This is a genomic window from Methylobacterium sp. Leaf111 (genome assembly GCF_001423285.1).
In the GTDB taxonomy this organism is placed as follows: domain Bacteria; phylum Pseudomonadota; class Alphaproteobacteria; order Rhizobiales; family Beijerinckiaceae; genus Methylobacterium.
In genome coordinates this window covers 14,563-27,472 of the sequence record NZ_LMNE01000009.1, presented here as the reverse complement: position 1 = coordinate 27,472, position 12,910 = coordinate 14,563, and the positions used below count along the sequence as shown (strand labels likewise).

9 protein-coding genes and 2 pseudogenes are annotated in these 12,910 nt (G+C 69.3%); 2 read left to right on the top strand and 9 right to left on the bottom strand.

Annotation, left to right across the window (positions count from 1 at the left end; translation table 11 throughout):
- Nucleotides 1-8 precede the first annotated feature (8 nt).
- From ASF41_RS08275 to ASF41_RS08255, 5 genes are all read right to left on the bottom strand, one after another.
- Nucleotides 9-1,253: a cysteine desulfurase gene (locus ASF41_RS08275; RefSeq protein WP_056217723.1), complete on the bottom strand. Its 1,245-nt coding sequence runs from the start codon at nt 1,251-1,253 to the stop codon at nt 9-11.
- Nucleotides 1,254-1,323: 70 nt separating this feature from the next.
- Nucleotides 1,324-2,646 (bottom strand): Fe-S cluster assembly protein SufD, encoded by a 1,323-nt coding sequence (sufD, locus tag ASF41_RS08270; RefSeq protein ID WP_056276898.1) that lies wholly within the window; start codon nt 2,644-2,646, stop codon nt 1,324-1,326.
- Between the two features lie 2 nt (nt 2,647-2,648).
- On the bottom strand, nt 2,649-3,401 hold the full coding sequence (sufC, locus tag ASF41_RS08265; protein WP_056217730.1) for a Fe-S cluster assembly ATPase SufC: 753 nt from the start codon (nt 3,399-3,401) through the stop codon (nt 2,649-2,651).
- Between the two features lie 177 nt (nt 3,402-3,578).
- Complete coding sequence (sufB, locus tag ASF41_RS08260; RefSeq protein WP_056217733.1) at nt 3,579-5,048, bottom strand: Fe-S cluster assembly protein SufB; 1,470 nt, start codon at nt 5,046-5,048, stop codon at nt 3,579-3,581.
- A gap of 67 nt (nt 5,049-5,115) precedes the next feature.
- The gene (locus ASF41_RS08255) at nt 5,116-6,276 is read right to left on the bottom strand and encodes a cysteine desulfurase family protein (protein ID WP_056492311.1); all 1,161 of its coding nucleotides are present in this window, start codon (nt 6,274-6,276) and stop codon (nt 5,116-5,118) included.
- Nucleotides 6,277-6,604: 328 nt separating this feature from the next.
- Between ASF41_RS08255 and ASF41_RS08250 the strand changes: the two genes are divergently transcribed.
- Together ASF41_RS08250 and ASF41_RS23615 are read left to right on the top strand one after the other, a co-directional pair.
- A complete protein-coding gene (locus ASF41_RS08250) occupies nt 6,605-7,261 on the top strand; it encodes an alpha/beta hydrolase (RefSeq protein WP_056186925.1) in 657 nt (218 codons plus the stop codon).
- 65 nt (nt 7,262-7,326) lie between these two features.
- A complete protein-coding gene (locus ASF41_RS23615; protein ID WP_056348263.1) occupies nt 7,327-7,512 on the top strand; it encodes a DUF3606 domain-containing protein in 186 nt (61 codons plus the stop codon).
- Between the two features lie 97 nt (nt 7,513-7,609).
- Here the strand turns inward: ASF41_RS23615 and ASF41_RS26600 are convergent, their stop codons facing one another.
- The 4 genes and pseudogenes from ASF41_RS26600 to ASF41_RS08235 form a co-directional block, all read right to left on the bottom strand.
- Nucleotides 7,610-7,894, bottom strand: a complete 285-nt coding sequence (locus tag ASF41_RS26600) for a type II toxin-antitoxin system Phd/YefM family antitoxin (protein WP_082504181.1) — start codon at nt 7,892-7,894, stop codon at nt 7,610-7,612.
- A gap of 70 nt (nt 7,895-7,964) precedes the next feature.
- Nucleotides 7,965-10,067 (bottom strand): annotated as a pseudogene (locus tag ASF41_RS26595) (Pls/PosA family non-ribosomal peptide synthetase); the annotation flags it as partial.
- Between the two features lie 117 nt (nt 10,068-10,184).
- Nucleotides 10,185-12,056, bottom strand: a pseudogene (locus ASF41_RS26590) (amino acid adenylation domain-containing protein); the annotation flags it as partial.
- Nucleotides 12,057-12,195: 139 nt separating this feature from the next.
- Nucleotides 12,196-12,786, bottom strand: coding sequence for a histidine phosphatase family protein (locus tag ASF41_RS08235; protein WP_056217742.1), 591 nt, complete (start codon nt 12,784-12,786; stop codon nt 12,196-12,198).
- Nucleotides 12,787-12,910 lie beyond the last annotated feature (124 nt).

Genomic DNA, 12,910 nt, shown 5'->3' with positions numbered 1-12,910 from the left:
AAAATCGTTCAGGCGAACATCATCTCGGCCTTGGCCAGCGCCTCGGCCAGGGCGTCCACCTCCTGCGTGGTGTTATACAGGCCGAAGGAGGCGCGGCAGCTCGAGGTGGCGCCGAAGCGGGTGAGCAGCGGCATCGCGCAATGCGTCCCCGCCCGGATCGCGACGCCGTAGCGGTCGATCACGGTGGCGATGTCGTGGGCGTGTGCGCCCTTCATCTCGAAGGCGATGACGCCGCCCTTGCCCTTCGCCGTGCCGATCATCCGCAGGGAATTCATGGCGCCCAGGCGCTCCTGCGCGTAGGCGAGCAGGGACGCCTCGTGGGCGGCGATCCGGTCGCGCCCGACGCCCATCATGAATTCCAGCGCGGCCCCGAGGCCGACCGCCTCGATGATGGCGGGCGTGCCCGCTTCGAAGCGGTGGGGCGGATCGTTGTAGGTGATGCTGTCCTGGCTCACCGTCCGGATCATCTCGCCGCCGCCCTGGTAGGGGGGAAGCCGCTCCAGCCATTCCTTCTTGCCGTAGAGGACGCCGATGCCGGTGGGACCGTAGACCTTGTGGCCGGTGAAGACGAAGAAGTCGCAATCCAGCGCCTTCACGTCGATCGGCGTGTGCACCGCGCTCTGGGCCCCGTCGAGGAGTACGGGAACGCCGTGCGCATGGGCGATGCGCACGATCTCGGCCGCCGGCGTCACCGTGCCGAGGACGTTCGACATGTGGGTGATCGCCACCATCCGGGTGCGTGGCGTGAAGAGTTTTTCGTACTCCTCGACGAGGAAGTTGCCCGCGTCGTCCACCGGGGCCCACTTGATCACCGCGCCACGCCGTTCGCGCAGGAAGTGCCAGGGCACGATGTTGGAGTGGTGCTCCATGATCGACAGGATGATCTCGTCGCCCTCCCCGATCTGGCCGAGCAGACCCATCGACGAGGCCACGAGGTTGTAGGCCTCGGTGGCGTTGCGGGTGAAGATAATCTCGTCGGTGGAGTCGGCGTTCAGGAACTGCCGGGTGGTCTCGCGCGCGCCCTCGAAGCCCTCCGTGGCAGCGTTCGCCATGAAGTGCAGCCCGCGATGGACGTTGGCGTACCCCGTCTCCATGCAGGCCACCATCGCGTCGATGACCGCGCGCGGCTTCTGCGCGGAGGCCGCATTGTCGAGATAGACCAGCGGCCGGCCATAGACCTTCTCGCCGAGTATCGGGAACTGGGCCCGGATCGCTTCGACGTCGTAGGGAATGTTCGGGACGGGTGCGTTCATGGGTGGACCTGTGTGGTGTCGGACGCGCGGCCCTCCCCCGTCGCGGGAGAGGGCCGTCGGCGGGGTGCGATCAGCCCCGCGCCGCGAGCCACGCCTCGATGGTGCCGATCAGAGCCTCGCGGGCGCCGTCGTGGCTGACCGACTCGATGGCTGCGCCCAGGAAGGCCTGGACCAGCAGGCTCTCGGCCTGGGCCTTCGGAAGCCCGCGCTGCATCAGGTAGAACAGCAGGTCCTCGTCGAGGGCGCCGCAGGTGGCCCCGTGGCCGCAGGCGACGTCGTCGGCGAAGATCTCCAGCTCGGGCTTGTTCATCATCTGCCCCTCGTCGGACAGGATGAGGCAGGCCGACATCATCTTGCCGTCGGTCTGCTGAGCCGCCTGCTGGACGATGATCTTGCCTTGGAACACGCCCGTGGCCGCATCATCCACCACGGTCTTGAACAGCTCGCGGCTCACGCCGCCGGTGGCGGCATGATCGGCCAGGAAGGTGGTGTCGGCGAGCTGCCGGCCATTGAGCATGGCCGCCCCGTTCACCACCGCGCGGCCGTCGGCCCCGGCGAAGTTCAGGTAGACCTGGTGACGCGAGAGTACGCCGCCGACGACCACGTTGACGGTCTCGACCGCCGACGCGGCGCCGAGCTTGACCGACAAGGTCGACAGGGCCACGGCCTCGCGGCCTTCCGCGTTCAGGCGGGCGTGCCGGAAGGTGGCGTTGTCGGCCACCGTCACGTCGAGGGCATCGTTGGGCTGGTAGGCGACGCCGTCCGGCCCCTCATGGCTCTCCAGGACCAGCGCCTCCGCGCCCTCCCCCAGCACCACGAGCGTGCGGGTGGCGGTCGAGAACGTCTCCGATCCGGTGGCGATGAAGCGCAGGTGCAGCGGGGTCTCGACCTTGGCGCCGGGCTCCACGGCGATCAGCACGCCATCGGCCAGGAAGGCCGTGTTGAGCTGATAGATCGGATTCTCGGACGCCTGGCGCACCGGCGCCAGCTTCTCGAGGAGGGCGTGCCCGTCGGTGAGCGCCTGGGTCAGCGGCGTGACCGTGATGCCGGCCGGGATGCGGCCGAGGTCGGACAGATCCGCGATCATGTGGCCGTTGACGAAGGTGAGGCGCACCGCCTCGATCCCGGCGAAGCCCTTCGCATCGGCGACGGCGCGCGCAGCGACCTCGGCCGCCGGCATCTCCGCCGGGTGCGCGGCATCGCGAAAGGCCGAGCGCAGGTCGGTGTACTTGAAGGCCTCGACCCGGCGGGTCGGCAGGCCCACCGCCTCGAAGTAGCGGAACGCCTCCTCGCGGGCGATCGAGACGCCCGTCGGGTACTTCATCCTGGTGGCTTCGAAGAGCTTGGACAGCCCGGTCTCGGCCGCGGTGCGGAGGGGGGTGATGTCGGCCATGGTCAGGCGGCCTCGCCCGTGCGGTACTCGGCGTAGCCGGAGGCTTCGAGGGCCTTGGCGAGGTCCTTGTCGCCCGACTTCACGATCTGGCCCTGCGACATGACGTGGACCACGTCCGGCACGATGTAGTCGAGCAGGCGCTGGTAGTGGGTGATGACGAGGAACGAGCGACCCTGGGCGCGCAGCGCGTTGACGCCCTCGGAGACGATGCGGAGCGCATCGATGTCCAGCCCGGAATCGGTCTCGTCGAGGACGCAGAACTTCGGCTCCAGGAGTGCCATCTGCAGGATCTCCATGCGCTTCTTCTCGCCGCCGGAGAACCCGACGTTGAGGGCGCGCTTGAGCATGTCCTTGTTGATCTCGAGCTTCTCGGCCGCCCCGTTCACCCGGCGGATGAAGTCGGGGGTCGAGAGCTCGCCCTCGCCCCGCGCCCGGCGCTGGGCGTTCAGGGTTGCCTTGAGGAAGGTCATGGTGCCGACGCCCGGGATCTCCAGCGGGTACTGGAAGGCCAGGAACACGCCCGAGGCGGCGCGCTCGTCGGGGCTCATCTCGAGGATGTTGACGCCGTCGAGCAGGATCTCGCCGTCGAGGACTTCATAATCTTCCTTGCCCGCGATGACGTAGGACAGGGTCGACTTGCCCGAGCCGTTCGGGCCCATGATGGCGGCGACCTCGCCGTCGTTCACGGTGAGGTTGAGGCCGTTGAGGATCTGCTTGTCCTCGATGGCGACCACGAGGTTCTTGATTTCGATCATTGCAGCATAGTCCGTTCTAGGTTGAATACCCGGCGCGGAACCGAAACGGTCCCTGGCGTCGGAAAGCTCTGATGTGCGGCTGCCGGCCCGGACGGCAGGGCGCCGGGCGTTCCGGTCCCCCCATGGGGAACCAGAGCGCCGGCGCCGCGTCGCGACGGCTCGCGGCGTCCCTTGTCCTCAGCCCACCGAGCCTTCGAGGCTGATCGAGATCAGCTTCTGGGCCTCGACGGCGAACTCCATCGGCAGCTGCTGCAGCACGTCGCGGACGAAGCCGTTGACGATGAGCGCGGTCGCCTCCTCGTTGGAGAGGCCGCGCTGCTGGCAGTAGAACATCTGGTCTTCCGAGATCTTCGAGGTGGTGGCCTCGTGCTCGAACTGCGCGGAGGAATTCTTCGACTCGATGTACGGCACGGTGTGCGCGCCGCACTGGTCGCCGATCAGGAGCGAGTCGCAGTTGGTGAAGTTGCGCGCGCCCGTCGCCTTGCGGTGCGCCGAGACGAGGCCCCGATAGGTGTTCTGCGAACGCCCGGCCGAGATGCCCTTCGAGATGATCCGGCTGGTGGTATTCTTGCCCAGATGGATCATCTTGGTGCCGGAATCGACCTGCTGCATGCCGTTCGACACCGCGATCGAGTAGAACTCGCCGCGGGAATTGTCGCCGCGCAGGATGCAGGACGGGTACTTCCAGGTGATCGCCGAGCCGGTCTCGACCTGCGTCCAGGAGATCTTCGAGTTGGCGCCGCGGCAATCGCCGCGCTTGGTGACGAAGTTGTAGATGCCGCCCTTGCCCTCGTTGTCGCCCGGGTACCAGTTCTGGACGGTCGAGTACTTGATCTCGGCATCATCGAGGGCGACGAGCTCGACCACGGCGGCGTGGAGCTGGTTGTCGTCGCGCTTCGGGGCGGTGCAGCCCTCCAGGTACGAGACGTACGAGCCCTTGTCGGCGATGATCAGCGTGCGCTCGAACTGGCCGGTGTCGCGCTCGTTGATGCGGAAATAGGTCGACAGCTCCATCGGGCAGCGCACGCCCGGCGGGATGTAGACGAACGAGCCGTCGGAGAAGACCGCCGAGTTCAGGGTCGCGAAGAAGTTGTCGGTCACGGGCACGACCGAGCCGAGATACTTGCGCACCAGGTCCGGGTACTCGCGGATCGCCTCCGAGATCGGCATGAAGATCACGCCGGCCTTGGACAACTCGGCCTTGAAGGTGGTGGCCACCGAGACCGAATCGAACACGGCGTCGACCGCGACCCGGCGCTCGGGGGCGATGCCCTCCAGCACCTCGACTTCGCGCAGCGGGATGCCCAGCTTCTCGTAGGTCTTCAGGATCTCCGGGTCGATCTCGTCGAGCGACATCGCCGCCGGGCGCTTGGGCGCCGCGTAGTAGTAGATGTCCTTGTAGTCCACCTTGTCATAGGACACCCGGGCCCAATCGGGCTCCTGCATGGTCTGCCAGCGCTTGTAGGCGTCGAGGCGCCAGTCCAGCATCCACGCGGGCTCGTCCTTCTTGGCCGAGATGAAGCGGATCACGTCCTCGGAGATGCCCTTGGCGGACTTCTCCATCTCGATCGTGGTCTCGAACCCGTACTTGTACTGGTCGAGGTCGATCGAGCGGACCCGGTCGATGGTTTCCTGCACTGCAGGCATTATGCGTCTCCTGACATGCCCGGCGTCAAGGGCCGGGTGTGGGTCGGATGGCTTGGGAAGGCGGCACTCACGCCGCGTGCCCCTGCCGTCGATATAGGGTCTCCACCAGGCGTTCGCAGGCGGCGCGACACCGCGCTGCGTCGCTTTCGGTGCTGTTCCACCCGAGGCTCACGCGCAGGGCCCCTGCGGCGAGCGCGGGGGTGACGCCCATGGCCGCGAGGACGGGCGAGCGGGCGACCTTTCCGGAGGCGCAGGCCGAGCCGGACGAGATCGCGACGCCGGCGAGATCCAGCGTCATCAGCGCCGTCGGGGCATCGAGCCCCGGAACGGCGAAGCACAGGGTGTTGGGCAGGCGCGGGGCGCCGGCGCCGAACACGACGAGGTCGGGTGCGCAGGCGCGCAGCCCCGCCTCGATGCCGTCGCGCAGATCCGCGAGGCGGTCCGCGGAGGCGGGATCGGCGAGGTCCGCGGCGACCCCCAGCCCGACGATGCCGGGCAGGTTCTCGGTGCCGCCGCGCAGGCGCGCCTCCTGGCCGCCCCCGCGCAGGAAGCCCGCACCGAGGGTCACGCCCTCGGCGAGCACCAGGGCGCCGATGCCCTTCGGGGCGCCGAACTTGTGGCCCGAGAGGCTAAGGGCGTCGAGGCCGAGGGCCGACATGTTCAGGGGGATCTTGCCGATCGCCTGGACCGCATCCGTATGCACCAGGGCGCGGCCATGCGCCCGGGCCAGGGCCACGATCGCCGCCAGCGGCTGGATCACGCCGGTCTCGTTGTTGGCGGCATGGATCGAGATAAGCACGTCCGCCGCGGCATGCCGGCGCAGCAGGGTCTCCAGCGCGCCGAGGTCGATCAGGCCCGCGCCGTCCACCGGCACGCGGTCGACCGCCTCCGCCGGAAAGCGGTGGCCGGCCGAGACGCAGGGGTGCTCGGTGGCGCCGAGGACGAGGCGCGTGGGTGCGGACTGTCCCGTCCGCGCCAGGGCGCCGGACAGGACCGCGTTGGCGGCCTCGGTGCCGCCGCTCGTGAACACCACGCGGCCCGGGCCGGCGCCGACCCGCCGGGCCACCGCCTCGCGGGCGGTCTCCAGGGCGGCCCGGGCCGCCCGGCCCTCCGCGTGGACCGACGAGGGGTTGCCCGGCAGGGTCAGCGCCCGCACCACGGCAGCCGCCACCTCCGGCCGAACCGGTGAGGTCGCGTTGTGGTCGAGGTAGGCGCGGGGCGAAGTCATCCGGGAAAAACCACTGGCGGCGTCAAGGTCGAAAACGACAAATCCTTGCTTTTGCCCCCCACGATCATGCTAAGGCGCGGACACGATCCGTGTTCCGGTCGCCCATCGTGCGGGGAACGCGCCGATCCGAAGCTGGCTCGACCTGCGCTTGTTTAGAACGATTCTAGTTCGCTAGAATTATTCTAAGAGTGCTTTTAGGTTCGTGGCCGGGCGAGTCAAGGCACGCCTCACGGCTTTGCCCAGGCGTCGGACGCGCGCGTGTTTCCCTCGCGTCGGCGATCCACCGTGCGATGCCCGCCCGGGCATCCGCTCAGGAGTGTTGGTTTCCATGCCCGAAGTCATCTTCACCGGTCCCGCCGGCCGTCTCGAGGGGCGCTACCAGGCGCCCAAGAAGAAGGGCGCCCCGATCGCGATCGTGCTGCACCCGCACCCGCAATTCGGGGGCACGATGAACAATCAAATCGTGTACAATCTTTTCTACACCTTCGCCAATCGCGGCTTCGCGGCGCTGCGCTTCAACTTCCGCGGCGTCGGCCGCAGCCAGGGCGCGTTCGATCACGGCACGGGCGAGCTTTCCGACGCGGCCTCCGCCCTCGACTGGGTGCAGTCGGTGAACCCGGAGGCCCGCGCCTGCTGGATTGCCGGCGTCTCGTTCGGCTCGTGGATCGGCATGCAGCTGCTGATGCGCCGCCCCGAGATCGAGGGCTTCATCTCGATCGCCGCGATGGCCAACCGCTACGACTTCACCTTCCTGGCCCCCTGCCCGTCCTCGGGCCTGTTCGTGCACGGTTCCGAGGACCGGGTCGCCCCGGCCCGCGAGGTCATGCCGGTGATCGAGAAGGTGAAGACCCAGAAGGGCGTCATCATCGAGCACCAGATGGTGGAGGGCGCCAACCACTTCTTCGATGGCAAGGTCGACGAGCTGACCCAGACCGTCGATACCTACCTCGACAAGCGCCTCGGCCCGAAGCCCGAGGCGGCGTGATCGCAGGGCTACTTGAAGTTTATTTTCGGATGAATACCATTCGTTGCGCAACTTGAGGAAGCGCTATGAATGATGATTTGGAACGCCGTGGTCCGGAAGATCCCAGCAAGATCAGCCTGACCGAGGCTTGGGAGGTGCGCTACTGGACGAAGCGGTTCGGTGTCACGGAAGACCAACTCCGAGCCTGTGTCGATCGCGTCGGAAACGGAACGGCGAAGGTCGCGCAGTGCCTTGGAAAGCGGTGGCCGTAACGGGCTCGCGGCGGATCCACAACGGTCGCCGGGCTCAATGACATGCGGCGGCGCTCCATGACGGAGCGCTGCCGTTTTTTGTCGTCACTGTTGTGTCTTACGTCTGTGCGTGCCCGACCGGCACGGCGGGCGCCCCTCCACCCCTCCGCCGACGATGTCCTTCCGCCCGGCGCCATCGGCCACCGGCCGGTTCGTACAGATCGCGCGTCAGGTCTTCGCGATCGCTCTGAAGTCGCCGGAAGTCGTCGGCGGAGATCACCACCACCTCGTCGCGCCCGCGCACCGTCATGTGCTGAGGGCCATCGCTGCGGATGCGGCGCACGAGTCCGCTGAAGCGCGCCGTGGCGTCCTGCAGCGGCCGGACCCCCTGCGGATGCGACAACCCGGGTGATTTCGACGATCTGGTCCATACGGACCAGATCAGCAGGTCGCCGCCGATCCTGGGCCGCCCCTCACGCCTTGGCGTGCACCACCGGCACGGCGGGCGCCCCCTCCCACTCCGAATGGGCCGGAATCGATTCGCCCTTCATCACGATGGTGAGCGGCCGCAGGCGGGCGTAGTCGCCGACCTTGGTGTCGTAGAGCACCGTCGAGAATGCGCCCACCGACACGCCCCGGCCGACCTCGACCCGGCCGACCTTCATGATGCGGTCCTCGTAGAGGTGCGTCTGCAGGGCGGAGGTGCGGTTGATGGTGGCGTAGTCGCCGATGGTGACGCAGTCGAACTCGGTGATGTCGGTGGTGAGCATGCACACGCCCTGGCCGACCTTCACGCCGAGGAGCCGCAGCATCCAGGGCAGGAACGGGGTGCCGACGAGGTGCTCCAGCAGCACCTTGCCGGCCAGGCCCCAGTAGAGCACTGCGACGGCCTCGGTGCGCATGGCCCACCACGACCACATCGGTTGCATGCCGGGCTTGTAGACGCCCATCAGCAGCCACTTCACCGCGATCACCGTGAAGGACTGGATGAAGGCGATGGCGACGGAGACGGCCACGAAGCTGACCGCGAGGCCGGTCCAGTCCTGGGCCAGGATCGCCGGGTAGAAGTAGAAATCGATCGCCGAGATCGCGAGGGTGATGAACAGCATCGGCGAGAACGAGGTCGAGAACGCCTCGAAGATGCCGCGCCGGAGCTTGGGCCCGATGCCGGGCTCGTAGGTCTGGGTGTTCGAGCCGAGATCGACCCGCTGGCGCGAGGGCAGCTTGATCGGCGGCGAGCCGAACCAGGTGTCGCCCGGGCTCATCAGGGCGTTCGCCGGCGGCTTCGACTTGATGCCGATGAGAACGTCCTCCGGGATCACCGCGCCCGGCGGCACCACGGCGTCGTTGCCGACGAAGACGCGCGGGCCGGTATGGACCTCGTGCATCGACATCCAGCCGCGCCGGATCTCCTCCTCGCCGAACACCACCTCGTCGGCGATGAAATTGCGCGCGCCGATATCGGCGAGGTCGTAGCGCCCGGCGAGGTTGGTGGAGATCTCGGCCCCCTGCCCCATCCGGGCGCCCATCAGGCGGTACCAGGCCCGCATGTAGACGGTGGCGAACAGGGAGGAGAGCGTCTCCAGCGTCACCTCCGCGGCGAGCGCCACGGCCCATTTGCGCAGGTAGAAGCCGCTGTAGATCGAGTGGGTGCCGGAGGAGACCCGGGGCAGCACGAGCCAGCGGATCGCCGCGATCAGCAGCACCGTGCCCGCCGTCATCAGCATGGCGGTGGGCCAGGTCAGCAGCGGCAGGTACCAGTGGTAGTCGATGTCGGTGATGTCCCCGAGGGAATCGCTGAGCTGGTCGAAGATGTAGAAGGCCGGGAAGATCGGCAGCAGGCCGATGGCGGGGATCGCCGCCAGCAGGAAGGTGTAGAGGGCTGCGAAGGCGAAGCGCCGCCCGGGCGAGGCCGTGGCGGGCGCGGGCAGCGCCTCCGGGTCGGCGTCGCCGACCTTGCGCCCGGGTGAGCCGTCCCAGATCTCGGCGCTCCCCACCCGCGTGCCGGTGGGGATGGTGGTGAGGTCGCCGATCTCGGCATGGTCGCCGATGACCGTGTCGGGCCCGATGACGCAGGAGGCGCCGATGGCCACGTCGGCGCCGATCGCCACGCGACCGATGATCAGCGCATCGCCCACCACCTCCGCGTTGGCGATGACGAGGCGGCCGCCCAGCGAGGCGCCGGGGCCGACGCTGAGCAGGTCCGGCGCCCCGATCTCCGCGTCGGAGATCAGCGCGTCCCGGCCGATGTCGGCGCCCAGCAGCCGCAGGTAGAACACGATGGCGGGCGAGCCCTGGAGCCACTTGACGTGGACGAGCGGCGTCAGGCGCTGCGCCAGCCACCAGCGGTAATAGTACACGCCCCAGAGCGGGTAGCGCCCCGGTTTGGTGCGCCCGAGGATCAGCCACTTGGCCGCCACCGCGATGGCGGCCGTGACGGCGTTGATGCCGATATAGACCAGGAGCAGCACGCCGAGTTCGCCGAAGAAGCCGAGCCCGCCGCCGGTGAGCAGCAGGTAGGTCACGAAGATGCCGAGCCACTGCGCCGTGGCCAGCGCGATGACGAAGGGCAGGGCCGCCGCCTGCGCGAGGCCGCACAGGAAGCGCCGCTTCAGGGAGGGCGCCGGGAAGCTGAGATCGCGGATCGCCATCTCGGTGCCAGCCCCGCCGGTGCGGGCGATGAGGGTGTCGGCCATGGCCCGCAGGGTGCGCTGGCCGTAGACGTCCTGCAGGGTGATGGCGGCCAGCGCCGGCACCTCGCGCACCGCGCCGACGAAGCGGGCGGCCAGCAGCGAGTGGCCGCCGAGATCGGCGAAGAAGTCGCCCTCGAAGGGGATCGCCTGGTTGCCGAAGATGCGGTTGGCGGCGGCGAGCAGCGCGGCTTCGGTCTCGTTGCGCGGCGGCTCCTGCTCGCCCGACGTGTCGGCCACCGTGAGGGTGGCGATGCGCAGGGCCTTGCGGTCGACCTTGCCCGAGGTCAGGCGGGGCAGCACCTCCACGGTCTCGAAATGCCCCGGCACCATGTAGGGCGGCATCTGCTCGGCGAGCGTGTGACGCAGGGCGACCCGGTCGATCTCGGTGCCGCGGTCTGGCACCAGGAAGGCGACGAGGCGGTCGACCCCGTCGTCCTGGCGCAGCACCACCGCCGCCTGGTTGATGCCGGGCAGGACCTGGATGCGCGACTCGATCTCGCCGAGCTCCACCCGGAAGCCGCGGATCTTCACTTGATCGTCGATGCGGCCGTGGAACAGGATGTTGCCGGCGGCATCCAGGGAGACCGCGTCGCCGGAGCGGTACAGGACCGGGTCGGTCCCATCCGAGGCGTAGGGGTTGGCGATGAATTTTTCCGCTGTCAGCTCGGGGCGCTTCAGGTAGCCCTTGGCGACGCCCGGACCGCCGATCAGGAGTTCGCCGGGCTGCCCCCGCGCGAGAAGCTCGAGCGCCTCGCCCGCGACATACACCGAATAATTCGGGATCGGGCCGCCGATGGTCACGGGCACGCCGGACTGCATCTCGGCGGCGGTGGCCACCACCGTGGCCTCGGTCGGACCGTAGGTGTTGAAGAGCTGGCGCGCGCCGCTCGCCCAGCGGGCGACCAGGGGCTCGGGCAGGGCCTCGCCGCCGAGCAGCACGAGGCGCACCGTGGGCAGGTCCCGGGAGATCATCGCCAGCAGCGTCGGCACCGTGTCGAGGACGGTGACGCCGGCCCGGGCGATGATGTCCGGCAGGCTCTCGACGTCGCCCATCATGGCCGGCGAAGCCACGAACAGCGTCGCGCCCACGAGGTAGGGCACCCAGATCTCCTCCATCGAGAGATCGAAGGCCACGGAGGCGCCCTGGAACACCACGTCGTCCGGCCGCATCCCGTAGAGGACGTTCCCCGAGCGCAGGAAATGGCAGATGTTGGCGTGGCTGATGACGATGCCCTTCGGCACGCCGGTCGAGCCCGAGGTGTAGATGAGGTAGGCCGGGTGTTCCGGCGTCAGGCCCGCCGCGCGCAGGTCGGGGAGCGCGGCGCGCTCCGGCGTCGCGGACGCGAGGCCCGCGACCGTGAGGCTCGGCGTCCCGGCGGGGGCCTGCGGCTCCAGGGCGGGCGAGACCAGGAGTGCCTTGGCCTGGGCATCCTCCAGGCAGACCGCGACGCGGTCGGCCGGAGCCTCGGCGTCGAAGGGCAACCAGGCCGCGCCCGACAGGGTGATGCCGATCTGGGCGATGAGCAGGTCGGGGCCCCGCGCCATCCAGAGGCCCACCACGTCGCCCGGGCCGATGCCCCGGTGGGCGAGGCCGCGGGCGATCGCACCGGCCCGCGCCTCGACCTCCGCATAGGAGAAGGCCGGATGGGCGCCATCGGGACCGGTCCGGGCGCCGTCGACGAGGGCCGGGTGATCCGGGCGTGCCGCGGCGCTCGCGCGAAAGATCTCGCCCAGGGTCTCGTCGCGGATGAGGTCGGGGCGGACCGCGCCGCGCAGGACCGCCCGCGGACCGGCCGCGTCCGTCGACGGACGCGTGTCCTGAGGCCCGCGCGCTGCCGCCCGGGGCCGAGTCGTCTCGGCGAGACTGGTCATCCGCTGCTCCGCTGCCGGCGCCCGATCGGGAGCCGTCCTTTTGGCCGGGTAGGCGCCCGGATCGCGCCGAAATCACGGCGCGTCTAGCACGTTTGGGCGGTCGGCTTGAACCGGGGTTGAACGCGCAGGCCGCGGCCGGTCAGGCCCAGCGCCAGCCGGCCCGGTCGAGGATGAGGACGCTGCCCTGGCGGATTCCGATGCGGGGCGCGTCGCGGATGCCGAGATGGCCTCGGATCACCAGGATCGCCCGGGCGACGCCGCCATGGGCGACGATCACGGTGGGCCGCGTCAGTTCGACGATGGCGGGCGTGACCCGCTCCACCAGCATGGCATAGCTCTCGCCGGTGCCGCCGGGCGGACGATAGCCCCAGCGGTCGCGGTCGCGGGCCAGGGCACCGGCCGGATCCCAGCGCCGGATCTCGGCCCAGGTCGAGCCCTCCCAGGCGCCGAAGCTGATCTCGGCCAGGCGCGGATCCCGGCGATAGCCCTCCGGGTCGAGGGCGAGGGCCGCCCGCAGCGTTTCCATGGTCCGGCGGGTCCGGGTGAGCGGGCTGGCGACGAAGTCCATGGCGGCGAGGTCGGCACCGTCGGCCGCGGCGGCGAGACGGTCGGCCACGGCGCCGGCCTGACGCAGGCCTTCGGCGTTCAGGTCGATGTCCCGCTGGCCCTGCAGGCGTCCCTCCGCGTTCCAATCGGTCTGGCCGTGGCGGATGAAGTAGATCGGGTTCACGGCATCACGCCCGCCGCTCGGCGGAACGGCCGAGCCGGGCTATCGTTTTCGCACTCACATCCTGGCCCTGCACATCCTGGCCCTGCCCATCGGCAGTCGCCCCGGTCCGCCGTCACCCAAGCAA

Bases quoted from the DNA above. Each gene is read 5' to 3' on its own strand.
- ASF41_RS08275 (WP_056217723.1), bottom strand. From the start codon at position 1,253: ATGAACGCACCCGTCCCGAACATTCCCTACGACGTCGAAGCGATCCGG.
- sufD (WP_056276898.1), bottom strand. From the start codon at position 2,646: ATGGCCGACATCACCCCCCTCCGCACCGCGGCCGAGACCGGGCTGTCC.
- sufC (WP_056217730.1), bottom strand. From the start codon at position 3,401: ATGATCGAAATCAAGAACCTCGTGGTCGCCATCGAGGACAAGCAGATC.
- sufB (WP_056217733.1), bottom strand. From the start codon at position 5,048: ATGCCTGCAGTGCAGGAAACCATCGACCGGGTCCGCTCGATCGACCTC.
- ASF41_RS08255 (WP_056492311.1), bottom strand. From the start codon at position 6,276: ATGACTTCGCCCCGCGCCTACCTCGACCACAACGCGACCTCACCGGTT.
- ASF41_RS08250 (WP_056186925.1), top strand. From the start codon at position 6,605: ATGCCCGAAGTCATCTTCACCGGTCCCGCCGGCCGTCTCGAGGGGCGC.
- ASF41_RS23615 (WP_056348263.1), top strand. From the start codon at position 7,327: ATGAATGATGATTTGGAACGCCGTGGTCCGGAAGATCCCAGCAAGATC.